Origin of the sequence: Pseudonocardia sp. KRD291, assembly GCF_019263595.1 — a bacterium.
Lineage (GTDB): Bacteria > Actinomycetota > Actinomycetes > Mycobacteriales > Pseudonocardiaceae > Pseudonocardia.
In genome coordinates this window covers 1-24896 of sequence record NZ_JADQDD010000063.1, presented here as the reverse complement: position 1 = coordinate 24896, position 24896 = coordinate 1, and the positions used below count along the sequence as shown (strand labels likewise).

Here is a 24896-nt window from a genome sequence, read left to right as displayed (position 1 = left end):
CGGACCGGGGCTGCGGGTGGACGCCGGCCTGGAGTCCGGCGGGACGGTCGCCGCGGAGTACGACTCGATGTTCGCGAAGGTCCTCGCGCACGGCCCCGACCGGGAGACCGCGCGCCGGCGGCTGTCCGCGGCCCTGGGCGAGCTCCGCGTCGACGGCATCGCGACGACCGCGTCCTACCTCCGCGCGGTCCTCGACCAGGACACCTTCGTCACCGCGACCCACGACACCGGCTCCGTCGAACGCGAGTGGGACCCCGCCACGCTCCTCACCGCCACCGCCACCGCCACCGCCGTGCCCGGCACCGCCCCACACTCCGGGTGCGGAGCAGGGCCGGGCGGCGGCATCGCGGCACGCAGGGCCCGCATCGCGACCGACCGCGGACCCGTGGAGATCGAGATCCACGGCCGCCCGGTCCCCGCCGGACGGCACGCCGGCACCTCGACCCGCCGGTCCCGCGCCGACACCGTCCACACCGGCCGCGGCCCGGGCGGTCCCGGCGGACCCCCCGTCGCGCCGATGGACGCGACCGTCATCGCGCTGCGGGTCGAGCCCGGCCATGAGATCGCGGTGGGCGACGTGGTGGCCGTGCTGGAGGCGATGAAGATGGAGATGGAGATCCGCTCCGAGGTCGCGGGCACGGTGTACGCCGTGCCGATCGCTCCGGGCGCCTCCGTTCCCGCCGGCACGGTCCTGGTCGAGGTCACCACCGATTGATCGACGGTCGCCCCGTCCCGTCTGTCGCCCCGTCCCCGCCGAGGAGCACCTGCCGGCGGACCACCCGCGTCCCGACAAGTGCGGCGAGGGACCCGGCGGTGGGTTCTCTCCAGGATTCAGCTCACCAACTCAGAGACTTCGCGAGCGAAATTGCCCGGAGACACCCTCGAGACCGCCATGCACGATCGCGAACGAGTCCGCGGCGCGCGGTTCCGGAGGCCGTCGGAGCGACCGGCTGTCGCACGACCTCATGAGCGGATATCGGTATGAGCGCCCACGGGGATCAGCACCCATCGACCGATGCCACGCCCATCGACCAGCCCGACCGCACCGACCACACCGACGAGGAGACCAGCGAGGTCGACACCGTTCTCGGGCTGCTGGCGAGACTGGAGATCGGTTCGATGCTGTTCCGGCAGGCGCTGACCGAACGACTCGGGCTCAACGAGACCGAGCACCTGGTACTCGACCTGCTGATCCAGCACGGCGACCTGAACGGAAGCCAGCTGGGCGGGATCACCGGCCTCAGCAGCGGCGCGATCAGTGGCCTGGCCCAACGGCTGGAGAGATCAGGCCTCGTCACACGGACGCCGGACCCCTACGACGGTCGCCGGCGCGTGCTGAAGGCCACCGAGGCGGCACGCCGGCACGTCGAGGAGACGGTGGAGGAGCTCCGGCTGCGCGAGCCGCGTCGTGCCGGCGTCGATCTGCTGTACGGGCTGAGCAGCGACGACCTGCACGCGGTGACGATCTTCCTGTCGCGCGCGACGGACCGGGCGTTCCGGCAGGCACGGTCGCTCAGGTTCGCGCAGCGAGAGCCTTCTCGGTGGCGATCCCGCGGATCGACATCTCGGCCAGCTCCGCCCCGATCTGTTCCGGGGTGAACGCGCCGCCGGGGCGGAACCAGCGGTAGACCCAGTTCGTCGAGCCGAGCACCGAGAGCGCGGCCAGGCGCGGGTCCAGGTCGGCGCGCACGTCGCCGTTGCTCTGGGCCTGCTCGATCAGGTCGCGGAACACGCCCTGGTAGGCGTGCTCGCTGCCGAGGACCTCCTTGCGACGGTCGGCCGGCAGCGCGGAGAGCTCGTGCAGGAACACCGCGGTCGGCACCAGGTTGCGGCAGGTGTGCTCGACGTGCCCGACGATCACCGACTCCAGCTTTTCCAGGGGCGACCCCTCGACGTCGGCCCGTGCGCGCACCACGGCGAGGCCGTCCCGGTGCACGGTCGAGATCACGTCGAAGAGCAGGTCCTCCTTGGACTGGATGTAGTAGTACAGGCTGCCCTTGAGCATCCCGAGCCGGTCCGCGATGTCCTGCAGGGAGGCGCCGTCGTAACCCTTCTCGTAGAACACCTGGGTGGCGACCTCGATCAGCTCGGCCCAGCGCTCCTCGCGGGGCTTGCGTTCCCCGCCGGACCGCCGGGCGCTGCGCCCCGCTGGCTGTCGCACCTGGTCACGACCCTTCGACATTCGGTGGAGGTGAAGAGCCTACCGTTTGGTAGATCAGGTCGGCCGGGCCGCTACTTCACGTTCGCACCGGCGTCGACGGGCAGCGCCACGCCGGTGACGTAGCGGGCCTCGTCGCTGGACAGGAACAGCACGGCGTTGCTGATGTCGACCGGGTCGACCCACGGCACCGGCAGGGCGTTGAGCGACATGAACCCGGCCATCGCCGCCTCCCGCGTCGGCTCCGGGTCGTCCGGCGCGAACATGCCGTAGGTCCCCGGGTTCTGGATCATGTGGGTGTCCACGTTGGTCGGATGCACGGTGTTGACCCGGATGCTGTCGGCGGCGAGCTCGTTCGCCATCGTGCGCATCAGGCCGACCAGCCCGTGCTTGGCCGAGACGTAGTGCGCGACCTGCATGATCCCCTTCAGTCCGCCGATCGAGCTGGTGAACACCATCGAGCCGGCACCGCGTGCGCGCAGGTGCGGTACGGCCGCCTTGGCCGTGTGCCAGACGCCGGTGAGGTTGACGTCGAGCATGTCCTGCCACATCTGCTCGGTGAGGTCCACGCTCATGCCGTAGCTGGCGATGCCGGCGTTGGCGACGACCGTGTCCAGCCCGCCCAGCTCGGCGACGCCGTCGTCGAGGGCCGCGCGCAGGCCGTCGCTGTCGCGCACGTCGGCGACCCGGGCGACGATCCGCCGGTCCAGCTTCTCGACCTCGGCGACCGTCTCGTCGAGATCGGCCCGGGTGGCGGCCGGGTATTTGTCCACGCTCGCGATCGGGGCGCAGACGTCCACCGCGATGATGTCCGCGCCCTCCTGTGCCAGGCGGACCGCGTGACTGCGTCCCTGGCCCCGTGCCGCGCCCGTGACGAACGCGACCTTGCCCTCCATCCGACCCGGCATGTCCTGCTCCCTCGCGCACCTGCGTGTCCGGCCGCAACCCTGTCACTACCGTTCGTTTGGTAGAACGTTGGCAGACCGCACCCGCCGCGGCAAGGGCCGGGGATGCTGGGCCGGAGGGGGCCGGTCAGAGGTTCGGGTTGCGGTACGGCGCCGTGCCGCCCGCATCGACCACCTGCGTGTGGCCGGTGACGTAGCGGGCTTCGTCGGAGGCCAGGTAGAGCACGGCGTTGGAGATGTCGATCGGGTCGACCCATGGGATCGGGATCGCGTTCACGCCCGTGAAGCCGACCAGCGCGTCGTCACGTGTCTTGCCCTCCTCGCCCAGGAACAGCGAGTAGATCGGCGCGTTGTTCACCATCGGCGTGTCGACGGTCGTCGGGTGCACCGAGTTGACCCGGATCCCGTGCTGGGCGAGCTCGACCGCGAGCACCCGCATCAGGCCGGTCACCCCGTGCTTGGCCGCGGTGTAGTGCGCGAGGTTGCCGAACGCGACGAGTCCGGCCGTGGAGCTGGTCAGGACGATCGACCCGCCGGTCCCCTGCTTCAGCATCTGCGGGATGGCGGCCTTGGTCGTCTTCCACACACCGGTCAGGTTGATGTCGATCATCTCCTGCCAGACGTCCTCGCTGATCTCCCATGCGGGCGCGAACGAGGCGATGCCGGCGTTCGCCGAGACGATGTCGAGGTGTCCGAACTCGGCCACCCCGTCGGCGACGGCCGACTGCAGGGCCCCCAGGTCGCGGACGTCGGCGACCCGGGTCAGCACGCGGCGGTCGAGCTCCTCGACCAGGCGGGCCGTCTCGTCGAGGTCCTCGCGCGTGCCCAGCGCGTACGGCGCCGTCTTCGCGTCGGCACACAGGTCGACGGCGATGATGTCCGCACCCTCCTGCGCCAGCCGGACCGCATGACTGCGCCCCTGCCCTCGTGCGGCTCCGGTGATCAGCGCGACCTTGCCCTCGACCCGACCCATGACGAACCTCCACTGTCGTGCGGGCCTCGTTGCCCGGCACGACCCCACCGTGGTGACGGGGCGCGGCAGCGGTCAATCCGTCATCCGTGTGGGCGGACCGGCCGCCCTACGGGCCCTGCACCGTCGCCCCTCCCGCCGTGACGAACACCAGCGGGTCGAAGTACTCGGTGAACGCCGCCAGCCTGTCCCCGCGCACGGTGAACAGGCTGATGTAGTCGTTGCGGTACGGGCTCCCGGTGGACAGCATCGTGGCGTCGCTGCGGTAGGTGGCCAGGAACTCGCCGTCGCCGGGCAGCGGCGTGATCTCCAGGTCGTGGAAGCCCAGCGGGCTGACCAGCGACGGGAACCCGCCGTAGAGCCCGACGACGCCCGCCTTGCCCTCGGTCACCTTCGGCACCGGATCCGGGGCGTAGGGCAGCCGGACGACGACGTCGTCGGTGACCAGGTCGGCGAACGCCTCCAGGTCCAGCCTGTTCATGATCTCGATGTAGGTCCGGACGACCTGCTCACCGCCGCTCACGCGTCGAAGCCGTCCATCTCGGGCGCCGTCAACGGCGTGATCTTGCGTCCGGAGATCTTCCAGACGCCGTCGACCCGGCGGTACTCGTCCTCGTTCAACGCGATGGCCCGGATCGAGGCCCCGGACTTCGTCTTCCCCTCGGAGAACACGTAGTTCGTGCCGTGGGCGTCGTCCGGTCCGTCGAAGTCGACGATGTGGTTGGTGATGATGTGGAACTGCTCGGCCATCGCGTCGGCGTCGGCCTGGAAGAACCCGAGGATCTCCTCGGAGCCCTCGAAGCGCTTGAGCCCGACGGGACCGGCGTCCCAGTAGGCGTCGTCGGTGTAGGCCGAGAGCGCCTCCTTCGGGCGGAACAGGTCCAGCCCGCGGGCGTAGAGGTGGGTCGCCGCCACGATGCCGGCGACGTCGTCTGCACGGTTGTCGGTCATGTCGTGCCTCTCAGTCGTCGTACATGATCACGCCGCGCAGGTTCTTGCCCTCCTGCATGTCCGTGAACGCCTGGTTGATGTCCTCGAGCGCGTAGGTCTTCGTGATCAGCTCGTCGAGCTTGAGCTGACCGGTCCGGTAGAGCTCGGTCATCAGCGGGATGTCGTTGCGCGAGTTGGTGGTCCCGTAGAGCGAGCCCTGCAGCCGCTTGCCGGACATGGCGAACGTGAACAGGTCGAACTCCACGTCGCGCTGCATGATCGGCGCGGCCGAGGTGAGCACCATGACCCCGCCGCGGCGGGTCATCTCCTGGGCCGGGTTGAGCAGGTCCCCGTACGCGACGCCGACGGTGATGATCACCCGGTCGGCGCCCTGGCCGTTGGTCATCTGCTCGACGAGTTCGGCGGCCTCCTCATAGGACCCCACGGCGTGCGTGGCGCCGAAGGCCTGGGCCTGCTCCTGCTTGAACGGCACCGGGTCAATCGCGATGATGTTGCGCGCGCCCTTGTGCCGGGCGCCCTGCACGGCGTTGATCCCGACCCCGCCGATGCCGACGATCACGACGGTGTCGCCGAGCTGCATGTCCGCGGCGTAGACCGAGGAGCCCCAGCCGGTGGGCACGCCGCACCCGATCAGCGCGGCCCGGTCCAACGGGATGTCCTTCTCGATCTTCACGACGGCGTCCACCGGCACCGTGACGTACGGGGCGAACGTGCCCAGGTAGGACATGCAGCCGATGCCCTTGCCGCGGGCGTGCACCCGGTGCGTCCCGTCCGGCGCGACGCCGGCGAGCACCCCGTTGCCGAGGTCGCACATGTTCGACTTCCCGGAGACGCACATCCTGCAGCGCCCGCACGAGGGCAGGAACGACAGCACCACGTGGTCGCCGACCTCGAGCCCCTCGGTCTCGGCGCCGAGCTCGGTGACCACGCCGGCCCCCTCGTGCCCGCCGAGCACCGGCGACCACGGCAGCGGGATGACGCCGTCGTCGAGGTGCTGGTCGGAGTGGCAGATGCCGGACGCCGCGAGCTTGACCATCACCTCGCGTCGCTTCGGCGGGTCGACCTCGATCTCCTCGACGCTCCAGCCGGAGTTGGTCCCCGGCTCCCAGAGCAGTGCACCCTTGGTCTTCATCGGCTCCCCTTCGAGCAGGTGACGGTGCGGGCGGAAGGTCAGACCGACCGGTCGCGGTCGGCCCAGTACGGTGCGCGCAGATCGCGCTTGAGGATCTTTCCGGTGGGCGCCTTGGGCAGGGCGTCGACGAACTCCACCGAGCGCGGCTTCTGGTACGACGCCAGGTGCGCCCGCGCGGTCCCGACGATGTCGGCCTCGGTCGCGGTGGTCTCCGGCTTGAGCACGACGAACGCCTTGACGCTCTCGCCCCACTCGTCGTCCGGGACACCGATCACGGCGCACTCCAGGACCGAGGGGTGCTGGTTCACCGCCTCCTCGACCTGGATCGAGTAGATGTTCTCCCCACCGGAGATGATCATGTCCTTGGACCGGTCGACGATGAACACGTACGAGTCGGCGTCCCAGGTCGCGACGTCGCCGGTCCACATCCAGCCGTCCCGGATCGTCGCCTCGGTGAGGTCGGGGCGGCCCAGGTAGCCGAGCATGTTCGCCTCGGACCGCACGACGATCTGACCCGCGGTCCGCCCGTCGCGCGGCACCTCGACGCCGTCCGGGTCCACCACCCGCACCCGTGTCACGAAGCCCTCGCGCCCGCACGACATCAGCCGTTCCGGGTGCACGCCGCGCACGGCGTCGGCGTGGTCCTCCTGGGACAGGAAGCACATCGTGGTGCCCTCGGTCTGCCCGTAACCCTGGATCAGCGTGCAGGGGAAGTTGTCCAGCGCCGCCTTGACCACGCTCGACGGCATCGGCCCGCCGCCGTACTGGATGTTGCGCAGGCTGGAGATGTCGAACCCGGAGAACCCGGGCACGGCCATCATCCAGTTCAGCATCGTGGTGATGCCCAGGAACGCCGAGACCTTCTCCGCCTCGATCAGCTCCAGCGCCGTACGGGCCTCGAAGTTCATCAGCACCAGCGGGCAGCCGTGGCGCATGTAGTTCATCGAGAGCACCACCGGGATGTGGTACATCTGCCCGGTCAGCATATAGACGTCGGTCGCGACGATCCGCTCCGCGACGGTCTGGTTGAGCATCCCGAACGACACGCTCGTGTGGCTGTGCAGCGCGCCCTTCGACTCCCCGGTCGTCCCTCCGGTGTAGAGGATGAAGAACGGGTCCGCGTCGCCGACCTGTGACGACCGCTCCGGCTCGTGGTCGGGACTGCGGGCGAGCAGGTCCTCGTAGGAGCCGTCGCCGCCGGGGCCGAACTGCAGCCAGTGCGGCACGTCGACCGCGGCCTGCAGCTCCTTCGCGGTGTCGCCCCACTCGTCGGAGGTGATCACGGCCTTCGGCGCCGCGTCGGCGACGATCTTCGCCAGCTCCCCCGCGCCGAGACGCCAGCTCAGCGGCTGCGCGACCAGCCCGGCCCGTCCCGCCGCGTAGTAGAGCTCCTGGTACTCGATCGAGTTCTTGGCCAGGATCGCGACCCGGTCGCCCTTGTCCAGGCCGAGCCCTCCGCCGCCCGCCGCCGGCGACCCTGCGAGCCCGTTGGCCAGGCGGCGGACCCGTTCGTCGAGCGTGCGCCAGTCCATCCGGCGGCCGTTCGGCGCGTCGACGATCGCGTCCCGGCCCGGTGTGAGCGCGGCCCACTTGGACGGGATCTGGCCGATGTTGACCACGCGGATCCCCCTCGATCAGCGGACGGCCGGCACCCCGGTGGCAAGGACCGAGCGTCCTCCGAGTTATTCAAACGGCCGTTTGGTAGCGGCGAGATTAGCATCACCCTTCGAGGCACGACAAGGCCTTCCACCTGGTGTTTCCCGATCACGCCGGCCCGTCGCCCCGGCCAGCTCCGGAGGGTCGGGACAGGAGACGTTCACTGCACAGTTGATAATCTGTGCAGGTGTCGAGACTGCATCCGTTCCCCGGCCCACTCCCCCGCGCGGGCGCGGCCCGGGTGTCGCGGCGCGCCCTCCTGGCCGGTGCGCTGGGCACCGCCGTCGCCCTCCCGCTCGCCGCCTGCGGCGGGAGCACCGGCGGCGGGGAGCCACTGCGGGTCGCGTTCCCCGCGGGCGGGTCGCGGGAGTCGCTGGACCCGCACGTCCTGCCGCTCTACGTGGACCAGGCGCGGGCCAAGGCGTGCTTCGACACCCTCACCGGCTGGTCGCAGGAGATGACCGCGCAGCCGCGGCTGGCGCAGTCCTGGGAGCCGGACGCGACCGGGCGCCGCTGGCGGGTCCGGCTGCGCAGCACCCGGTTCCACGACGGCCGGCCGCTGACCGCGGCGGACGTGCTCTACAGCTTCCGGCGGATCGCCGACCCGGCCACGACCGGGATCGCCGCGGCACTGTTCACCGGTCTGGACTTCACCGCCAGCCGCGCCGTCTCCGACACCGAGCTGGAGCTGGTGCTCGGCGCGCCGAACTTCCTGTTCCCGCTGTCCTGGGCCGCGCCCGGCGCGGAGATCGTGCCGCACGGGACGACCGACTTCTCCCGGCCGGTGGGCACGGGTGCGTTCCGGTTCGTCTCGTTCACCCCCGGCGGGCCCGCCCGCTACGCGGCCAACGAGGGGCATTGGGCCGGAGCACCGCCGTCGTCCGAGCTGGAGTTCGTGCCGATCGACGACGAGGACGCCCGGCTCGGCGCGCTGCTGTCCGGGCAGGTCGCCTACGCACACGACCTGACGGCCGCGAGCGCGGCACGGCTGGAGGGAGACGGCCGGGCCCGGGTGCTGTCCGCGCCCACCTCGGCGAACCAGTTCCTCGCGCTCAAGGTCGACCGGCCGCCGTTCTCCGACCCACGGCTGCGCGAGGCGGTGCGGTACGGGATCGACCGCGAGGCCCTGGTCCGGGTCGTGCTGCTGGGGCGCGGGCAGCCGGGCAACGACCTGTTCGGTCGCGGCCTGCAGTACTATCCGTCGTCGGCCCCTCCGGTCGTGCGCGACATCGAGCGGGCACGGACGCTGGTCCGCGAGGCCGGGGCCGGCGGACTGGCCCTGGAGCTGCAGACCAGCGGCGCGGACCCGGTGTTCGACGCGGCCAGCTCGCTGGTCGCCGAGCAGCTCGGCGAGGTCGGGCTCCGGGTCACCCCGCGGGTGCTGCCGTCGGAGGCCTACTTCCGCCAGATCCGCCAGAGGGGCGTGTTCTCCCAGCTCAGCAACGGCGCGCTGCCGATCCCGGACTACATCGGGCGCCGGTCGGTCACGACGGCGACGTCCTACGACTTCACCGGCTACCGCAACCCCGAGATCGACCGGCTCTACGCCGACGCCGTCGGGACCCGGGACGAGACCGCCCGCACCGCGGCCCTAACCCGGATCCAGGAGCTGCTGCGCGACGACTCCGGCGGGCTGGTGTGGGCGTCGCGGGACTGGAACGTCGGCATCGCCGCCGGGCTCGGGGGCGTCGAGTCGGCCCGCCCGAACACCTCGGCATGGGCCCGGTTCGACACCGCACGCCTGGGCTGAGCGCGTCCGACCTCGTCTCCACGCCAGTTGATCGCAGTTGCAGCGTTGTGGTGGTATCGCCGGTAGGCCCTGAGAACCCTGCGCGCCGGCGAGGAGGAGAGACCGCCATGCTCGCTGCGCCGCGCCGGGGCACCCGCGCGGCCGGGGCGCGGGTACTCGTGGCGCTCGCCCAGTTCGCCGCCGTGTCCGTGATCGTGTTCGCGATGACCTCGTTGCTGCCCGGGGACGCCGCGGAGATCGTCCTGGGCCGCGACGCCACACCCGAGCAGGTCGCGACGCTGCGCACACAGCTCGGCCTGGACCGGCCCCTGCCCGAGCGCTTCGCCGACTGGGTGGGCGGGCTGCTGCACGGCGACCTCGGTCGCTCGCTGGTCACCGGGCAGCCGGTCGCGGCCGAGGTCGGCGGGCGGCTCGGCCAGACCGCGCTGCTCACCGGCCTGGCCCTGATCATGCTGGTGCCCCTTGCGCTGGGCGCTGGGGTGCTGGCCGGGCGTCGTCCGGGATCGCCGGTGGACCGGGCGTTGACCGGTGTCCTGGTCGCCGCGCAGGCGGTGCCGGAGTTCGCGCTCGGGCTCGTGCTGGTCGCGGTGTTCTCGCTGCAGCTGGGCTGGCTCCCCGCGACCGCGGCCGGTGGGGCGTTCACCGGGGCGGAGGTGCTGGTCCTGCCGGTCGTGGTGCTGGTGACCAACCACCTCGGCCGGCTCGCCCGCCAGATCCGGGTGGGGGTACTCGACACGGATCGGGCCGAGCACGTCGTGCACCTGCGCCGGCTCGGTCTGCCGGAGCGGGTCGTGCTGTGGCGCCACGTTCTGCCCGGGGCGGCGCTGCCCTCGATCCAGCAGCTGGCGCGGATCGTCGACTCGATGCTGGGCGGGGTGGTCGTGGTGGAGGCGCTGTTCGCGCTCCCCGGTGTCGGGTCCGGTTTCGTCGACGCCGTCTCGGCCCGCGACCTGCCGGTGGTGCAGGGCTACGCGCTTCTCTACGCGGCGACGACGATCGGGGTGAACCTGGTCGCGGACCTGGTCTCGGCCCGGCTGCTCCCGCACCGGGAGGTGCTCGGGTGAGCGCCGCGACGGTGGGAGCGCGGGCGCGGCGCGCCCGCCCGGGTGCGGGTGTGGCGATCGGCCTGGTGCTGGTGGCCGTCCCCCTGCTCTCCGCGTTGCTCGGGCCGTTCCTGGTCGGGCCGCTCGGGCTCGTCGCGCCGACCGGGACCGACGCGCTGCTACCGCCCGGGTCCGGGTTCGTCCTGGGCACCGACGCCCTGGGCCGCGACGTGCTGGGGCTTGCATTGACCGGCGGCACGACGGTCGTCGGGCTCACGCTCGGCGCCCTGGCCTGCGCCTACGCGGTGGGCATGCCGCTGGGCCTGGTGCTGGCCGCGACCGGGCGGCGCGGGCTCGAGGGCCTGGCCCTGCGCGCCCTGGACGTGCTGCTGGTGCTGCCCTCGTTGCTGGTGCTGCTCGTGCTCGCCGCCACCGGACGGCGCGGGATCGGCTGGCTGGTGCTGGCCGTCGCGCTGGTGCAGCTGCCCTCGGTGGTGCGCCTGGTGCGCAGCGCCGCGGCGGCGCCGACCCAGCGTCCGGCGCTGGAGGCGATGACGATGTCCGGCGAGCCGTGGTGGCGGGTGCACCTGCTGGAGTCCGGCCGCGCCGTGCTCGGACCCGTCCTGGTCGACGCCGGGACCCGCGCCGTGCTCGTGCTCTCGCTGCTGGCCAGCGCGAACTTCCTCGGCGTGGGCCTGGCCCCGGACTCCACGGACTGGGCGGTGGTGATCGAGCAGAACACGTCGTCGCTGTTCCTGGCCCCGGCCTCGCTGCTGGTCCCGGCCAGTCTGCTGGTGGCGCTGTGCGCCGGGATCAACCTGCTCGTCGACCGGCGGCTCGACCGGGACGGCGGTGCGCTGTGAGCTCCCCCGTGCTCCGGGTGCGGGGCCTCGGCGCGCGCGTGCCGTCCGCGGTGCTGCTCGACGGCGTCGACCTGGACCTGGAGCCCGGCCGGGTGCTCGCCGTGGTGGGCGACTCCGGGGCCGGCAAGAGCACGCTCGCCGCGGCGCTGCTGGGCGAGGCGGCGGCCGGCGTCGAGCTGTGCGGCGAGGTCACGGTGGCCGGGACCGATCTCGGCCCGACCGACCCGGAGCCGGTGCGCCGGGCCCGGCGCGCCGGGCGGATCGGGCTGCTCCCGCAGCACCCGGGCACCGCGCTGGACCCGGTCCGGCGGGTCGGGCGGGTGCTCGACGAGCTGGCCGCGCTCGTGCACACCGGTCGCGACGAGCGCCGCGCCGCCGTGGACTCCGCCCTGCGGACGGCCGGTCTTGGCCCGGAGCACGCCCGCCGGTTCCCGCACCAGCTCTCCGGCGGCCAGCAACAGCGCGCGGCACTGGCGCTGACGCTGGTCACCGGGCCGTCGGTGCTCGTGCTGGACGAGCCGACGACCGGACTGGACCCGCTCACCACGGCCGGGGTGGTCGCCAACCTGGCCGGGCTCGCGGCCCACGGCACCGCGATGGTGCTGCTCACCCACGACCTGGACACCGCCCGCGCCCTGGCCGACGACGCGCTCGTGCTCGAGCGCGGCCGGGTCGTCCGGCGCGGCCCGGCCGACGACGTCCTCGGCCCGGCGCCGGGCCCGGCACCGGACCCGGCGCCGGGCGACGACCGCACACCGCGGTTGGTGGCGACCGGGCTCCGGGTCGTCACCAGTGCCGGCACGGCGATCCTGGACGGCGTGGACGTGCGCGCCGCCGCGGGCGACGTGCACGCCGTGATCGGCCCGTCGGGTGCCGGGAAGACCACCCTGGCCCGTGCACTGGCCGGGCTCGTCACCCCGGGGGCCGGCACGGTCGTCGTGGACGGCGTGGGGCTGCCCCCGGCCCTGGACCGGCGCTCCGCGGCGCGGCGGAAGGCCGTGCAGTACGTGCACCAGGACGCGCGCTCGTCGTTCCTGGCCCGGCGACCGGTGCTCGAGCAGGTCGCACGCCCGGGCGTGCTGCTGCGCGGCCTGCCGCCCGGGCGGGCCCGCGGCGAGGGGTCGGAGCTGCTCGAACGGCTCGGCGTCGACGCCGGCACCGCGGCCCGGCGCCCGTCCGGGCTCTCCGGCGGGCAGCTGCAACGGGCCGCGCTGGCCCGGGCGATGCTCGCCGACCCGGCCGTCCTGGTCGGCGACGAGGTCACCTCGGCCCTGGACGCCGGGCACCGCCGGGAGCTGCTCGCCGCCCTCGACGCGCTGCGCCGTGACCGCGGCACCACCCTCGTCCTGATCAGCCACGACCTGTCCCTGGTCGGCTCCGTGGCCGACGAGGTGACGGTGCTCGGCGGCGGCCGGGTCGCCGACCACGGCCGGGCCGGGCAGGTGCTCGGCCGGCTGCGCGCCGCCACGGCCGGACCACCGGTCGCGGCCACCGGCCGGGCCCCGTCGGCCTAACCGGGGACGGCCTTGTCGAAGCGGCCCCACTCCAGCGTGTTCGGGATCGCGTTCGGCACACCCTGCAACCCGGCCGCGATCCCGACGGCGTAGTCCCCGACACCCCAGACCACGTTGCCCGACGAGTCGTGGAAGCGCTGCTGGACGGCGTCGAACGCGCGGGTGCGGGCCGCCTCGTCGGTGGTCGCGACGGCCTGCGCGTAGAGCCGGTCGACCTCCGGGTCCTTCCAGCCGGTGAAGTTCCCGGTGCCGGTGGTGACCAGCTTGCGGCCGACGTAGTCCGGCACCGGCAACGGCCCGCCGCTGGTGGACGCGGCCGCACCGGTGCGGGCGACCTCGCCGTAGTAGTCCGACGGCGGCACCGACCGCGGCGTGATCCGCAGGCCCACCTCGGCGAGCTGCTCGGCGACCAGGCGGGCCGCCGGGACGAACACCGGGTCCAGCGTGGACACCAGCAGGTCGACCTCCCGGCCGCGCGCCCCGGCCGCGTCGACCAGCGCGCGGGCACGGGCGACGTCCCGGCCGACCTGCGCGATGCCGAAGGCGTAGTACTGCGTGCCGCGCCCGCGCAGGTCGTTGCCGACCCGGCCCTTCCCGAGCAGCGCGACCCGGACCAGGGCGTCGCGGTCGATCCCGAGCCGGACCGCGTCGCGCAGCCGCGGGTCGGCGAAGGGCGGCCGGTCGACCTTGAGACACAGGTACTGGTGGATCGCCTCCGGCGCCGCCAGCACCTGGACCCGGGGGTCGCCCTCTACCTGGCGGACGCCGGCCGCCTCCATCCCGTGCGCGCACGCGACCTGCCCGGACAGCAGCGCGCCGAGCCGGGCGCTCTCCTCGGCGATCGGCACGATCTCCAGCTCCGGGGACGGCGGGGCGCCGTCCCAGTAGCCGTCGAAGGAGCGGTAGAGGGCCGGGCCGCCCGGGGTGAACGAGACGTACCGGAACGGCCCGGTGCCGACGGGGGCCCGGAAGTCGGTCGCGCCCTGCGGCACGATCTCGGTGCCGGTCGCGCCCCAGGACAGCGGGAACAGGAAGTTCGGCGCGCCGAGGCGGACCTCCAGCTCGGTGTCCGACACCGTCCGGCTGGCCGTGAAGTCGACGCCGGCGTAGAGCTGCGCGGCCGTGGCCGTGGTGTCCGGGTCGGCGATCCGGCGGAACGAGTACAGGACGTCGGCCGCGGTGAGCGGGCGGCCGTCGTGCCAGCGCGCCGGGCGCAGCCGGATCCGCCACCGGGTGCCGGTCGCGTCGACGTCCCAGGACTGCGCGAGCCGCGGCACCGGCGTCATCTGCGGCGAGAACCCGACCAGGGTGTCGAAGCAGGCCCGCGACCGGATCTGGTCCACGAACTGCGGCGCGACGTGCGGGTCCAGCTTCTCCTTGCTCCCCCGGCCCGCGATCGCCACGCGCAGCCGCTCCCCACCGCCGCCACCGCCCCCGGCGCAGGCCGCGAGCGGCATCGCGACCGCGGCGCCCACCGCCCCGGCCAGGACGGCACGGCGCGAGACGGCGGGCGCGGGGAACCTCCCGCGGGCCATCAGCGGATCGCCACGAGCATCCTGCGGTCGAGCAGCTGGGTCACGGTGCCGACCTCGGCGAAACCGGCCTTACGCAACGCGGACTCCCAGACCGGCAGCGAGTTCCCGCCGCTCGGGGTGCGGCCGGCGAAGCGGCGCTCGCGGTCGGCGAACAGCTCCGCCAGCGCCGGCTCCGCGGCCAGCGCGTCCCACCACGCACGGAAGTCCTCGAACCCGGACGTGCCGGTGCGCGCCTCGGTGCGCGCGACCCGCAGGTCCTTCGTCATCGCGGCCAGCCGGGGGCTCGCCGGGTCGGCCAGCACCGTGTCGAAGTCGACGAACACCGCGCCCGGGCGCAGTACCCCGGCCAGTGCCGAGGCCAGGCCCGGGACGTCGTCGGCGGCCAGCCAGTGCAGCGCCGTCGCCGAGACCGCCGCGTCGAACCGACCGTCCCCCACCATGCCGGTCCAGTCCGGCCGGGCCAGGTCGGCGTCCACCCAGTGCACGCCCTCGCCCGCGGTGCGACGGCCGAGCTCGAGCATCACGGGGTCGAAGTCCACCGCGACGACGTCCGCGCCGGGGAAGCGGCCCAGCGCCCGCCGCGCCAGCGAGCCCGGGCCGCAGGCCAGGTCGAGCAGCCGACCCGGCGCCGCACCGAGCCGCTCCACGACGTCGAACATCAGCGCGAACATGTCCTCGCGGTCCGGGACGTAGCCCTCCTGCTGGACGTCCCAGCGGCGCAGCCATTCCGTGGCGTCGAACTCGTAGCCGGTTCTCACCCGTGTCCCCCTGTACCGCGCAGATCACATCGATGTGCTGTTGCACATCGATGCTAACGATCGGCGCGGCCGCCCGGGAAGACCGCGCGGCAGATCCCGGTCAGTAGGGGAGGTCGAGGTAGATGTGGCGGGTCGCGATCCGCCACGCCCCGCCGTCGCGGATGAACTCGTCGCGGTAGAAACCGCTGGACAGCACCTTGATCGCACCGTCCTCGACCGAGAGCAGCGTCAGGTTCGCCAGCGTGGACGCCGCGTCCGCGGACTCCGCGACGATGATCACGTTGCTGACGTTGTGCCGTCGCTGGTCGGTCTGCGAGACCAGCGAGTCGGCGTGCAGGGCACGGATCGCCTCCCGGCCGGAGAACGGGCCGATCGTGTCCCCGTCGCGGCCGATCTGCATCGTCAGCTCGGCGTTCTCGGCGAACTGCTCGGCGATGAGGTCGACGTCGTTCTCGTCGTAGCCCCATGCGGCGCGGTGGATGGCGTTCTCGATCTCCGGACGTGCGGTCATCGGGCGGTCCTCGGGGTCGGGGCGGTCAGAAGCTCGGGGTCATCGGGCGGTCGGGGTGAACGTCAGCCGCAGCCGCGACGGGGCCCGGGTGAACACGCCGTGCTCCGGCGGCGGTGCGCCGTCGGCGAACGCGATGTCGTCCATCGCGTCGAGCAGGTGGGCGACCGCGGTCTCCAGCTCGGTGCGCGCGAGCAGCGCGCCGACGCAGAAGTGCCGCCCCAGCGCGAACGCCGTGTGGTTGGCACCCGCGGTGTAGGCGCGGCCCTGGTCCAGGTCGGGGCGTCCGATGTCGAACTCGTCCGGGCGCTCGTACTGCTCCGGGTCGCGGTTCGCGGCGCCGATCAGGCAGGTCACGGTCGTCCCGGCCTCGACGGTGCCGCCGGTGAGCTCGACGTCCTCCGCGGGCTGGCGCATGATCATGTGGACCGGCGGGGAGTGCCGCAGCGTCTCGGCGAACGCGGCCGGGATCAGCCCGTGGTCGGCGCGTACGGCGGCGAGCTGGTCCGGGTGCGCCACCAGGTTGCTCATCACACTGGCGATGGCCTTGTCCGTGGTCTCGCCGCCCGCGGTGAGCAGCAGGCTGCAGAACGCCTTGATCTCGTGGTCGCTCATCGAGGCGCCGTTAATCCCGGCCGTGCACAGCGTGGAGAGCAGGTCCTCGCCCGGGTCCGCGCGGCGCGCGGCGATGACCGGGATCATGTAGTCCGCGAACTCGTCCCTGGTCCGGATCCCGTCGGCCATCACCTGCTCGTCCCCGGAGAGGTTCGACAGGAACCCCATGATCGAGGTGTACCAGCGGTGGAAGTGCTCGTGGTCGGACTTGGGCAGCCCGAGCATGTCGACGATGACGTTGATCGGGAACCGGGTCGCGTACTGCGCGACGAGGTCCACCTCGCCGTCCGCGGCGAACTCCGCGATCAGCTCCCGGGAGTTCTGCTCGATCACCGGCACGAACTTCTCGGCCAGGTCGCGGCCGCGGAACGCCGGGGCGACCAGGTTGCGGTGCGTGGCGTGCTCGCGGCCGTCCATCTGCAGGATCGTGCGGCCGTGCACCGGCTCGAGCTGCCAGTCGTAGTTGTGGCTGGTGAACACCGGGTCCTTGAACGCCCGGACGACGTCGGCGTAGCGGCTGATCACGTAGCTGCGGGTGGGCTCGTGCCAGATCAGCGGGTGCTCGGAGCGCATCGCGCGGTAGGCCGAGTACGGGTCGGCGGCGAACTCCGGCGACAGGATGTCCGGTGCGGCGGTGGGAGCGGACACGGTCGGATACCTCCGGGGCGGGTGACGTCGCTCGGCTGACGCCTGTCATCTAACGGCCGTTTGGTAGCGGCGAGACTAGCATCACACTCCGAGCCCGGACAACACCTCCGACCGGCGCTCAGGAGCCCGGCCGCGCCCACCCGAAGCTGCGGTCCACCGCCCGGCCCCAGTTCTCGTGCTCGGAGCGGCGCAGCCGCGGGTCCATGTCGGGCTCCCACGCCGCGGCCCGGTGCCAGTTGCGGCGCAGCACCTCCGGATCCGGCCAGTACCCGACGGCCAGCCCCGCCGCGTAGGCCGCGCCGAGCGAGACCGCCTCCGACCCCAGCGGGCGCTCCACCGGCACGTCGAGCACGTCCGCGACGAACTGCATGAGCAGGTGGTTGGCCGTCATGCCGCCGTCGACCTTGAGCCGGGTCACCGGAAGACCGGAGTCGCGGTTCATCGCGTCGAGCACCTCGCGGGTCTGCCACGCGGTGGCCTCCAGCACGGCCCGGGCCAGGTGACCGCGGTGGATGTAGGACGTCAGCCCGACGATCACCCCGCGGGCGTCCGGGTGCCAGCGCGGGGCGTAGAGCCCGGAGAACGCGGGCACCACGTAGCAGCCGCCGTTGTCCGGCACGGTCATCGCCAGGGTCTCGATCTGGGCGGCGGTGGAGATCATCCCGAGCGCGTCGCGGAACCACTGCACCAGCGACCCGGTCATCGCGATCGACCCTTCGAGTGCGTAGACCGGGTCGTCGCCGAACAGGTAGCCGACGGTGGGGATCAACCCGTCCTCGGACCCGGCGATCCGCGATCCGGTGTTCTTGAGCAGGAACCCGCCGGTGCCGTAGGTGCACTTGGCCTCGCCGGGCGCGAAGCACGTCTGGCCGACCAGCGCGGCCTGCTGGTCGCCCAGCGCCCCGGCCACCGGGACCCCGTCGAGGACGCCGGTGCAGTGCCCGTAGACCTCGGAGTTGGACCGGATCTCGGGCAGCATCCGGCGCGGAACCCGCAGCGCGGTGAGCAGCTCGTCGGACCACTGCAGCGTGCGCAGGTCCATCAGCATCGTGCGGCTGGCGTTGGTGACGTCGGTGACGTGGCGTCCGCCGTCCGGGCCTCCGGTGAGCTGCCAGATCAGCCAGGTCTCGATCGTGCCGAACACGACGTCCCCGGACAGCGCGCCCTCCCGCGCGCCGGGCACGTGGTCGAGCAGCCACTGCAGGCGCGGCCCGGCGAAGTAGGTGGCGGGCCCCAGGCCGCTGATGCCGGCGTAGAGCCCGGTCTGACCGTCCGAGACCAGGCGTTCGACGATCGCGTCGGTGCGGGTGTCCTGCCAGGTGATCGCCCGGGCCAGCGGGATGCCGGTGTGCCGGTTCCAGACGACCGTCGTCTCGCGCTGGTTGGCGATCCCCAGCGCGACCACGTTGGACGGCTCCAGGCCCGCCCGGCGCAGCGCCGCCGGGACCACGCGCCGCACGTTGCGCCAGATCTCCAGCGCGTCGTGCTCGACCAGGCCCGGGCGCGGGTAGTGCTGGCGGTGCTCGCGCTGGGCGACCGCGACCATCCTCCCGGAGTGGGTGAACAGCAGGCACCGCGTCGACGTCGTGCCCTGGTCGATGGCCGCGACGACGCGTTCCCCCTGCGCGACGGCGCCGCTCACCGCTCGGCCTCCAGGCTGGCCGCGATCTCGCCCGCCGCCGAGGTGAGCGCGGCCAGCGGGTCCGGCCGGACCCGCCCGCCCGGGCCGAACAGCTCCTCCAGCGGCGCCCCGATCCCGAGTGCGGCCACCGTCAGCCCTCCTCCGCTGCGCACCGGCACCGCGACCCGGCCGACGTCCGGCTCGTAGCCGCCCGCATCCGCCGCCCAGCCCCGTCGGCGCGTCTCGGCCAGCACGTCGGCCAGGGCCGCGGCGGTGGTGACGGTGCGGCGCGTGTAGCGCTCCATCTCCTGCGGCGGACGGGCCGCGACCGGCGCGAACGCGAGCAGGCACAGGCCCCACGCCGTGGCGTGCAACGGCTGCACGGCGTTGGTGCGCAGCCGCTGCGGGGTCCCGTCGGGCCGGAACACGTGGTGCACCAGCCCGACCCCGCGGTCCTCGGGCACGCCCAGGAACACCGCGCAGCCGGTGGTCGCGGCCAGTGCGTCGGCCCAGTTCATCGCGCGCGAGCGCAGGTCGTGCCGGTCCCAGGCGGAGCCGAGGCGGGTCAGCCCGTCGCCGAGGTGGTAGCGCCCGGTCGACGGGTCCTGGCCGGCCAGGTCCTCGTCGCAGAGCGTGCGGACGATCCCGTGCGCGGTCGGGCGGGGCAGGTCCAGTGCCGCGGCCAGCTCGGCCAGCGCGAGCGGCCGGCCGGCCCCGCCGAGCAGGCGCAGCACCGCCGCGGCCCGCTCGATGGACTGGATCGGCTTGGCCACGCCGGTGAGCCTAGTGACGACCGCGACAGCGGCGGCGGACGCCGTCCCGGCCCCATCGGGACGATCTTCGCGGGCCCGCGTGCCGGACACCGCGACGGCAGTCGGAGCCAGACCGTTCGGCGATGTCGAACGGCGCACGTTGTCGCGGGACCCCGGCCCCTCCTAACGTCCGCATTCGACAGAGCCGCCCGGCTCCGTCGAGGGGGAATCGAGAGGCGGGTTCGATGACGAACTCCAAGGAGCCCAGTCTTCTGGGACAGCTCAGTGCCGAGTTCGCCGGCACGATGATCCTTATCCTGTTCGGTGTCGGCGTGGTGGCCCAGGTGGCGACCAGCTCCGACGGCAGCCTCGGGGACCACGACTCGATCGCCTGGGCGTGGGGACTCGGCGTGGCGCTCGGCGTCTACGTCGCCGGACGGATCTCCGGCGCGCACCTCAACCCGGCCGTGACGGTCGCGCTGGCCGCGTTCCAGGGCTTCTCCTGGCGCAAGGTTCTTCCCTTCATCGGGGCCCAGACGCTCGGCGCGTTCGTCGCCGCGCTGATCGTCCGGGTGACCTACTCCGACCTGATCCGGGCCGCCGACCCGGGCCTGACCTCGGCGACGCAGACCATCTTCGCGACCCTGCCGGGCAACGGGACCGCGCCGGTCAGCATCCCGATCGCGTTCCTGGACCAGATCGTGGGCACCGCGATCCTGGTCTTCGTGATCTTCGCGCTGACCAGCGCCCGGAACAACGGCCCGCTGGCCAACCTGACCCCGATCGTGATCGGGCTGCTGGTCGTCGGGATCGGTATGGCGTTCGGCGCGAACGCCGGCTACGCGATCAACCCGGCCCGCGACTTCGGCCCGCGGCTGGCGTCGTTCATCACCGGCTACGGCACCGCATGGGTCGACCAGAACGGCACCCAGTACTGGTGGCTCCCGATCGTCGCGCCCATCCTGGGCGGCCTGCTGGGCGGCCTGATGTTCAAGGTCCTCATCGACCGCTACATCCCGTCCGAGGACGCGCCGCAGCCCGTCGGGCGCGAGTGACACCCGCACCGCAGCCCGGAGTCCGCACACCCCGTCACAGCTAGGAGAGCTCAATGGCCGAGTTCGTCGGAGCCATCGACCAGGGCACCACCAGCACCCGATTCATGATCTTCGACCACAGCGGCAACGAGGTCGGCCGCCACCAGCTCGAGCACGAGCAGATCCTCCCGCAGGCCGGCTGGGTCGAGCACAACCCGGTGGAGATCATCGAGCGCACCAACGCGGTGTGCCAGTCCGCGCTGAACTCCACGAAGCTCTCCGCGAGCGACCTGGTCGGGCTGGGCATCACCAACCAGCGCGAGACCACGGTGGTCTGGGACCGCAGGACCGGCCGGCCGCTCTACAACGCGATCGTCTGGCAGGACACCCGCACCGACCGGATCGCCACCGCGCTCGAGCGCGAGGGCAAGGGCGACGTGATCCGGCGCAAGGCCGGTCTGCCGCCCGCCACCTACTTCTCCGGCGGGAAGATCCAGTGGATCCTGGAGAACGTCGACGGCGCCCGGGCCGCCGCCGAGCGCGGCGACGCCCTGTTCGGCAACACCGACACCTGGGTGATCTGGAACCTCACCGGCGGGGTGAACGGCGGCGTCCACGTCACCGACGTCACCAACGCCAGCCGCACGATGCTGATGGACCTCGAGACCCTGGACTGGGACGACGAGCTGCTCGGCTTCTTCGGCGTCCCGCGCTCGATGCTGCCCGAGATCAAGCCCAGCTCGCTGGCCGCGGGGTACGGCACCACGCTGGGCGGCGGGGCGCTCGGCGGCGAGGTCCTGATCACCGGCGACCTCGGCGACCAGCAGGCGGCCACGGTCGGGCAGGTCTGCTTCGCCCCCGGCGAGGCCAAGAACACCTACGGCACCGGCAACTTCATGCTGCTCAACACGGGCAACGAGCTCGTGCGCTCGGAGAACGGCCTGCTGTCCACGGTCTGCTACAAGTTCGGCGACGAGCCGGTCGTCTACGCCCTCGAGGGCTCGATCGCGGTCACCGGGTCGGCCGTGCAGTGGCTGCGCGACCAGCTCGGGATCATCTCCGGCGCGTCGCAGAGCGAGTCGCTGGCCCGGCAGGTCGCCGACAACGGCGGGGTCTACTTCGTCCCCGCGTTCTCCGGCCTGTTCGCGCCGTACTGGCGCTCGGACGCGCGCGGCGCGATCGTCGGGCTGTCCCGGTTCAACACCAACGCGCACCTGGCCCGGGCCACGCTGGAGGCGATCTGCTACCAGAGCCGCGATGTCGCCGACGCCATGTCCGCGGACTCCGGGGTCCCGCTGGGCACGCTCAAGGTCGACGGCGGGGTGACCGCCAACGAGCTGTGCATGCAGATCCAGGCCGACGTGCTGGGCGTGCCGGTCTCGCGCCCGGTCGTGGCCGAGACGACGGCGCTGGGCGCGGCGTACGCGGCCGGGCTGGCCGTCGGGTTCTGGTCCTCGACCGACGAGCTGCGCGAGAACTGGAACGAGGCCCGGCGCTGGGAGCCGACCTGGAGCTCCGAGCAGCGCGAGGAGGGCTACGGCAAGTGGCGCAAGGCGGTCGAGCGGACGCTCGACTGGGTGGACGTGGGGTAGCAGACACCCCGGTTCCGGATGGGTGGGCCCTGCTCGGGGTATGCCTGACCGTAGCGAAGTCGCACTCCGCGAGAACCACTCCGCGAGAACGAGGCCGTGACCGGCGGGACCCGCCGGTCACGGCGACCATCCCCGGCCGTGCCGTGATCGGCCGACCGGGATCAGCAGTCGGGAAGGTCTGATCATGAAGTCGGTCGCGCTCTCCCCGCAGGCCCGTACCGGGGCCCTGCGGGACATGGCATCCGGTGAGCTGGACGTCCTCGTCGTCGGGGGTGGGGTCGTCGGCTCCGGTGCCGCGCTGGACGCCGCCACCCGCGGGCTGTCGGTGGGACTGGTGGACGCGCGCGACTTCGCGTCCGGCACGTCGAGCCGGTCGTCCAAGCTCATCCACGGTGGACTGCGCTACCTGGAGATGCTGGACTTCCGCCTCGTCGCCGAGGCGCTGCAGGAGCGCGGGCTGCTGATCCAGCACCTGGCGCCGCACCTGGTGCGGCCGGTCCCGTTCGTCTACCCGCTCAAGCACCACGTGTGGGAGCGGTTCTACGCCGGCGCCGGGGTCGCGCTCTACGACACGCTCGGGCTGCTGTCCGGGCGCTCGCGCGGGCTCCCGCACCACCGTCACCTCACCCGCCGTGGCGCGCGCAAGGTGGTGCCGTCGCTGCGCAAGGACGCACTGGTCGGGGCGTTGGAGTACTACGACGCCCAGGTCGACGACGCCCGGCACACGATGATGATCGCCCGCACGGCGGCCGCCTACGGCGCGCACGTGGCGACCCGGGCCCGCGTCGTCGGGCTGCTCAAGGACTCCGGGCGCGTGATCGGCGCGACCGTGCAGGACCTGGAGACCGGCGAGCGGATCGACGTCCGGGCCAAGCAGGTCATCAACGCCACCGGCGTCTGGACCGACGAGACCCAGGGCCTGGCCGGCGAGCGTGGGCAGTTCAAGGTCCGCGCCTCGAAGGGCATCCACCTGGTCGTGCCGCGCGACCGGATCCGCGGCGACGCCGGGCTGATCCTGCGCACCGAGAAGTCGGTCCTGTTCGTCATCCCGTGGGGCCGGCACTGGATCATCGGCACCACCGACACCGACTGGGACCTGGACAAGGCCCACCCGGCGGCGAGCGCGGCCGACATCGAGTACCTGCTCCGGCACGTCAACGAGGTCCTGGAGCAGCCGCTCTCGCACGAGGACGTCGAGGGCGTCTACGCCGGCCTGCGCCCGCTGCTCTCCGGCGAGTCGGAGGCCACCTCGAAGCTCTCCCGCGAGCACGCCGTCGCGACGCCGGTGCCCGGGCTGGTCGTGGTGGCCGGCGGTAAGTACACGACCTACCGCGTGATGGCCAAGGACGCCGTCGACGCGGCCGTGCACTCGCTCGACGCCAAGGTGCCGGAGTCCTGCACCGAGGACGTGCCGCTGCTCGGCGCGGAGGGCTTCGCGGCCCTGCGCAACTCGACGCAGCTGCTCGCCGCCCGCAGCGGTCTGCACCCGGCCCGGATCGAGCACCTGCTCGGCCGGTACGGCTCGCTGATCGACGAGGTGCTCGCACTCCTGGTCGACGACCCGACGCTGGCCGAGCCGCTCACCGGGGCCGAGGACTACCTGCGGGCCGAGGCCGTCTACGGCGCCTCGCACGAGGGTGCCCGGCACCTGGAGGACATCCTGGCCCGCCGCACCCGGATCTCGATCGAGACGTTCGACCGCGGCGAGGGCGCGGCGCAGGAGGTCGCGCAGCTGGTCGCGCCGGTGCTCGGCTGGGACGACGAGCAGATCGCCCGCGAGGTCGACCACTACCGCAAGCGCGTGCAGGCCGAGCGGGAGAGCCAGCGGATGCCCGACGACGCGACCGCCGACGCCGCCCGCCTGGGCGCGCCGGACGTCGTGCCGGTGACCGGCTGAGAGAAGCGGAGCGGAACGAACATCGGCGCTGAGGCGTCATCGGTACCGAACCCGAGCGCACCCCCGACGGCCGATACGTCGTCGTAGGGGGTCGCCGGTGGCGGGCCGCGGACCCTTCGCTGCCCGACGATGTCCGGGCGAGGCTGCAGCACCATCTCGGCGTCGCCCGTTCGGCCGTGCGGTCGAGGCGCCGGGCCGGTGACGACGCCGGTCTCGCCGCCGCCCGCGAGGCGGTCGGCATCGCCAAACGCGGGCTCGGGGAGCGCGGAGACCCGTGGTGGGAGCTCTCGGTCGCCGAGCGCCGCACGCGCTGGGACGACGCGGTCGCCGATCTCGACGCGCGCGAGAACTCCGGCTGATCTCGCCGTTCAAATGCGGACCGAAGGTGTCCGCATGGATCCGTAACGTTCTCCTCGTCGGACCGAGAGTCTCCCGGTCCCGGTTCCTGCGAGAGAGGCAGATCCTGATGAACGCTCCCGCCACCTCCCCCTCGGCCGGCAACGAGCTCACCGGCGAGCGCGCCGAGCTGGTCACCATGCTCGAGCGGCACCGGGGGTTCCTGCTGCACACCGCCGTCGGCCTGACCGACGAGCAGGCCCGCACCGCCGGCACGGTCAGCGCGCTGACGATCGCGTCGCTGCTCAAGCACGTCGCGGACACCGAGGAGCAGTGGATGGACTTCGCCGTCCGCGGCGCCGAGGCGTTCGGCTCCGACGACGAGGTCTACGGCGACGTCGACTGGGACGCGGTGGACGCCACCGCGCAGGACGCCGGAGGCGAGTGGGAGGACACCCGGTTCGCCCTCTCCGACGCCGAGACCCTCGACGTGCTCCGCGCCCGGGTCGAGCAGGTCGCCGCGCGCACCGAGGAGATCCTGCGCAGCGCCGACCTCGACAGCGCGCACGACCTGCCGGTCGCCCCGTGGTTCGAGCCGGGTGCGCGCTGGTCGGTGCGCCGGGTGGCGATGCACATGCTGGCCGAGATCAGCCAGCAC

At 72.8% G+C, this 24896-nt stretch carries 24 protein-coding genes; 11 read left to right on the top strand and 13 right to left on the bottom strand.

What is annotated here, in order from left to right:
• Together I4I78_RS11665 and I4I78_RS11660 are read left to right on the top strand one after the other, a co-directional pair.
• On the top strand, nucleotides 1–715 hold a 715-nt coding region (locus tag I4I78_RS11665), incomplete at its 5' end, for a biotin/lipoyl-containing protein (RefSeq protein ID WP_308252039.1).
• A 266-nt stretch (nucleotides 716–981) separates the two neighbouring features.
• Complete coding sequence (locus I4I78_RS11660; RefSeq protein ID WP_218611290.1) at nucleotides 982–1599, top strand: MarR family winged helix-turn-helix transcriptional regulator; 618 nt, start codon at nucleotides 982–984, stop codon at nucleotides 1597–1599.
• Here the strand turns inward: I4I78_RS11660 and I4I78_RS11655 are convergent.
• The 7 genes from I4I78_RS11655 to I4I78_RS11625 all read right to left on the bottom strand — a co-directional run bounded on the left by I4I78_RS11655 (nucleotide 1514) and on the right by I4I78_RS11625 (nucleotide 7735).
• Complete coding sequence (locus tag I4I78_RS11655) at nucleotides 1514–2161, bottom strand: TetR/AcrR family transcriptional regulator (RefSeq protein WP_218611289.1); 648 nt, start codon at nucleotides 2159–2161, stop codon at nucleotides 1514–1516. The genes I4I78_RS11660 and I4I78_RS11655 overlap by 86 nt on opposite strands.
• Nucleotides 2162–2232: 71 nt before the next feature.
• Nucleotides 2233–3066 carry a mycofactocin-coupled SDR family oxidoreductase gene (locus tag I4I78_RS11650; RefSeq protein ID WP_218611288.1) on the bottom strand — a complete coding sequence of 278 codons (834 nt, stop codon included), beginning with the start codon at nucleotides 3064–3066 and terminating at the stop codon, nucleotides 2233–2235.
• A 124-nt stretch (nucleotides 3067–3190) separates the two neighbouring features.
• Complete coding sequence (locus I4I78_RS11645) at nucleotides 3191–4036, bottom strand: mycofactocin-coupled SDR family oxidoreductase (RefSeq protein ID WP_218611287.1); 846 nt, start codon at nucleotides 4034–4036, stop codon at nucleotides 3191–3193.
• Between the two features lie 106 nt (nucleotides 4037–4142).
• Complete coding sequence (locus I4I78_RS11640; RefSeq protein WP_218611286.1) at nucleotides 4143–4556, bottom strand: nuclear transport factor 2 family protein; 414 nt, start codon at nucleotides 4554–4556, stop codon at nucleotides 4143–4145.
• On the bottom strand, nucleotides 4553–4984 hold the full coding sequence (locus I4I78_RS11635; RefSeq protein WP_218611285.1) for a nuclear transport factor 2 family protein: 432 nt from the start codon (nucleotides 4982–4984) through the stop codon (nucleotides 4553–4555). The genes I4I78_RS11640 and I4I78_RS11635 overlap by 4 nt, the downstream gene beginning before the upstream one ends.
• A gap of 10 nt (nucleotides 4985–4994) precedes the next feature.
• Complete coding sequence (locus I4I78_RS11630) at nucleotides 4995–6116, bottom strand: NDMA-dependent alcohol dehydrogenase (RefSeq protein ID WP_218611284.1); 1122 nt, start codon at nucleotides 6114–6116, stop codon at nucleotides 4995–4997.
• Between the two features lie 38 nt (nucleotides 6117–6154).
• On the bottom strand, nucleotides 6155–7735 hold the full coding sequence (locus tag I4I78_RS11625) for an AMP-binding protein (RefSeq protein ID WP_218611283.1): 1581 nt from the start codon (nucleotides 7733–7735) through the stop codon (nucleotides 6155–6157).
• A 224-nt stretch (nucleotides 7736–7959) separates the two neighbouring features.
• On the opposite strand from I4I78_RS11625, the gene I4I78_RS11620 reads away from it, so the two are divergent.
• The 4 genes from I4I78_RS11620 to I4I78_RS11605 all read left to right on the top strand — a co-directional run bounded on the left by I4I78_RS11620 (nucleotide 7960) and on the right by I4I78_RS11605 (nucleotide 12942).
• The gene (locus tag I4I78_RS11620; protein ID WP_308252038.1) at nucleotides 7960–9522 is read left to right on the top strand and encodes an ABC transporter substrate-binding protein; all 1563 of its coding nucleotides are present in this window, start codon (nucleotides 7960–7962) and stop codon (nucleotides 9520–9522) included.
• Nucleotides 9523–9629: 107 nt separating this feature from the next.
• Nucleotides 9630–10586 (top strand): ABC transporter permease, encoded by a 957-nt coding sequence (locus tag I4I78_RS11615; protein WP_218611282.1) that lies wholly within the window; start codon nucleotides 9630–9632, stop codon nucleotides 10584–10586.
• Entirely contained in the window at nucleotides 10583–11428 is an 846-nt protein-coding gene (locus tag I4I78_RS11610) for an ABC transporter permease subunit (protein ID WP_308252037.1), read from the top strand. The genes I4I78_RS11615 and I4I78_RS11610 overlap by 4 nt, the downstream gene beginning before the upstream one ends.
• On the top strand, nucleotides 11425–12942 hold the full coding sequence (locus I4I78_RS11605) for an ATP-binding cassette domain-containing protein (protein ID WP_308252036.1): 1518 nt from the start codon (nucleotides 11425–11427) through the stop codon (nucleotides 12940–12942). The genes I4I78_RS11610 and I4I78_RS11605 overlap by 4 nt, the downstream gene beginning before the upstream one ends.
• Here the strand turns inward: I4I78_RS11605 and I4I78_RS11600 are convergent.
• From I4I78_RS11600 to I4I78_RS11575, 6 genes are all read right to left on the bottom strand, one after another.
• Nucleotides 12939–14477 (bottom strand): ABC transporter substrate-binding protein, encoded by a 1539-nt coding sequence (locus I4I78_RS11600; protein ID WP_226379523.1) that lies wholly within the window; start codon nucleotides 14475–14477, stop codon nucleotides 12939–12941. The genes I4I78_RS11605 and I4I78_RS11600 overlap by 4 nt on opposite strands.
• Nucleotides 14477–15235 carry a trans-aconitate 2-methyltransferase gene (locus tag I4I78_RS11595; RefSeq protein ID WP_218611281.1) on the bottom strand — a complete coding sequence of 253 codons (759 nt, stop codon included), beginning with the start codon at nucleotides 15233–15235 and terminating at the stop codon, nucleotides 14477–14479. Before I4I78_RS11595 ends, I4I78_RS11600 begins: the two co-directional genes overlap by 1 nt.
• Nucleotides 15236–15335: 100 nt before the next feature.
• Complete coding sequence (locus I4I78_RS11590) at nucleotides 15336–15746, bottom strand: nuclear transport factor 2 family protein (RefSeq protein WP_218611280.1); 411 nt, start codon at nucleotides 15744–15746, stop codon at nucleotides 15336–15338.
• Nucleotides 15747–15785: 39 nt separating this feature from the next.
• Nucleotides 15786–17006, bottom strand: a complete 1221-nt coding sequence (locus I4I78_RS11585) for a cytochrome P450 (protein ID WP_308252035.1) — start codon at nucleotides 17004–17006, stop codon at nucleotides 15786–15788.
• 118 nt (nucleotides 17007–17124) lie between these two features.
• The gene (gene glpK, locus I4I78_RS11580) at nucleotides 17125–18648 is read right to left on the bottom strand and encodes a glycerol kinase GlpK (RefSeq protein ID WP_218611279.1); all 1524 of its coding nucleotides are present in this window, start codon (nucleotides 18646–18648) and stop codon (nucleotides 17125–17127) included.
• Nucleotides 18645–19400 carry an IclR family transcriptional regulator gene (locus tag I4I78_RS11575; protein ID WP_218611278.1) on the bottom strand — a complete coding sequence of 252 codons (756 nt, stop codon included), beginning with the start codon at nucleotides 19398–19400 and terminating at the stop codon, nucleotides 18645–18647. Before I4I78_RS11575 ends, glpK (I4I78_RS11580) begins: the two co-directional genes overlap by 4 nt.
• A 224-nt stretch (nucleotides 19401–19624) precedes the next feature.
• On the opposite strand from I4I78_RS11575, the gene I4I78_RS11570 reads away from it, so the two are divergent.
• The 5 genes from I4I78_RS11570 to I4I78_RS11550 form a co-directional block, all read left to right on the top strand.
• Entirely contained in the window at nucleotides 19625–20434 is an 810-nt protein-coding gene (locus I4I78_RS11570; RefSeq protein WP_218611277.1) for an MIP/aquaporin family protein, read from the top strand.
• Nucleotides 20435–20487: 53 nt separating this feature from the next.
• Nucleotides 20488–22005 (top strand): glycerol kinase GlpK, encoded by a 1518-nt coding sequence (gene glpK / locus I4I78_RS11565; RefSeq protein WP_218611276.1) that lies wholly within the window; start codon nucleotides 20488–20490, stop codon nucleotides 22003–22005.
• 184 nt (nucleotides 22006–22189) lie between these two features.
• Nucleotides 22190–23902, top strand: a complete 1713-nt coding sequence (locus I4I78_RS11560; protein WP_218611275.1) for a glycerol-3-phosphate dehydrogenase/oxidase — start codon at nucleotides 22190–22192, stop codon at nucleotides 23900–23902.
• A gap of 176 nt (nucleotides 23903–24078) precedes the next feature.
• On the top strand, nucleotides 24079–24261 hold the full coding sequence (locus I4I78_RS32790; protein ID WP_226379522.1) for a hypothetical protein: 183 nt from the start codon (nucleotides 24079–24081) through the stop codon (nucleotides 24259–24261).
• A gap of 107 nt (nucleotides 24262–24368) precedes the next feature.
• Nucleotides 24369–24896: DUF664 domain-containing protein (locus I4I78_RS11550; RefSeq protein ID WP_218611274.1), on the top strand; the 528-nt coding region annotated here is incomplete at its 3' end.

Bases quoted from the DNA above. Each gene is read 5' to 3' on its own strand.
- I4I78_RS11660 (WP_218611290.1), top strand. From the start codon at position 982: ATGAGCGCCCACGGGGATCAGCACCCATCGACCGATGCCACGCCCATC.
- I4I78_RS11650 (WP_218611288.1), bottom strand. From the start codon at position 3,066: ATGCCGGGTCGGATGGAGGGCAAGGTCGCGTTCGTCACGGGCGCGGCA.
- I4I78_RS11645 (WP_218611287.1), bottom strand. From the start codon at position 4,036: ATGGGTCGGGTCGAGGGCAAGGTCGCGCTGATCACCGGAGCCGCACGA.
- I4I78_RS11635 (WP_218611285.1), bottom strand. From the start codon at position 4,984: ATGACCGACAACCGTGCAGACGACGTCGCCGGCATCGTGGCGGCGACC.
- I4I78_RS11630 (WP_218611284.1), bottom strand. From the start codon at position 6,116: ATGAAGACCAAGGGTGCACTGCTCTGGGAGCCGGGGACCAACTCCGGC.
- I4I78_RS11615 (WP_218611282.1), top strand. From the start codon at position 9,630: ATGCTCGCTGCGCCGCGCCGGGGCACCCGCGCGGCCGGGGCGCGGGTA.
- I4I78_RS11600 (WP_226379523.1), bottom strand. From the start codon at position 14,477: ATGGCCCGCGGGAGGTTCCCCGCGCCCGCCGTCTCGCGCCGTGCCGTC.
- I4I78_RS11590 (WP_218611280.1), bottom strand. From the start codon at position 15,746: ATGACCGCACGTCCGGAGATCGAGAACGCCATCCACCGCGCCGCATGG.
- I4I78_RS11570 (WP_218611277.1), top strand. From the start codon at position 19,625: ATGACGAACTCCAAGGAGCCCAGTCTTCTGGGACAGCTCAGTGCCGAG.
- glpK (WP_218611276.1), top strand. From the start codon at position 20,488: ATGGCCGAGTTCGTCGGAGCCATCGACCAGGGCACCACCAGCACCCGA.
- I4I78_RS11560 (WP_218611275.1), top strand. From the start codon at position 22,190: ATGAAGTCGGTCGCGCTCTCCCCGCAGGCCCGTACCGGGGCCCTGCGG.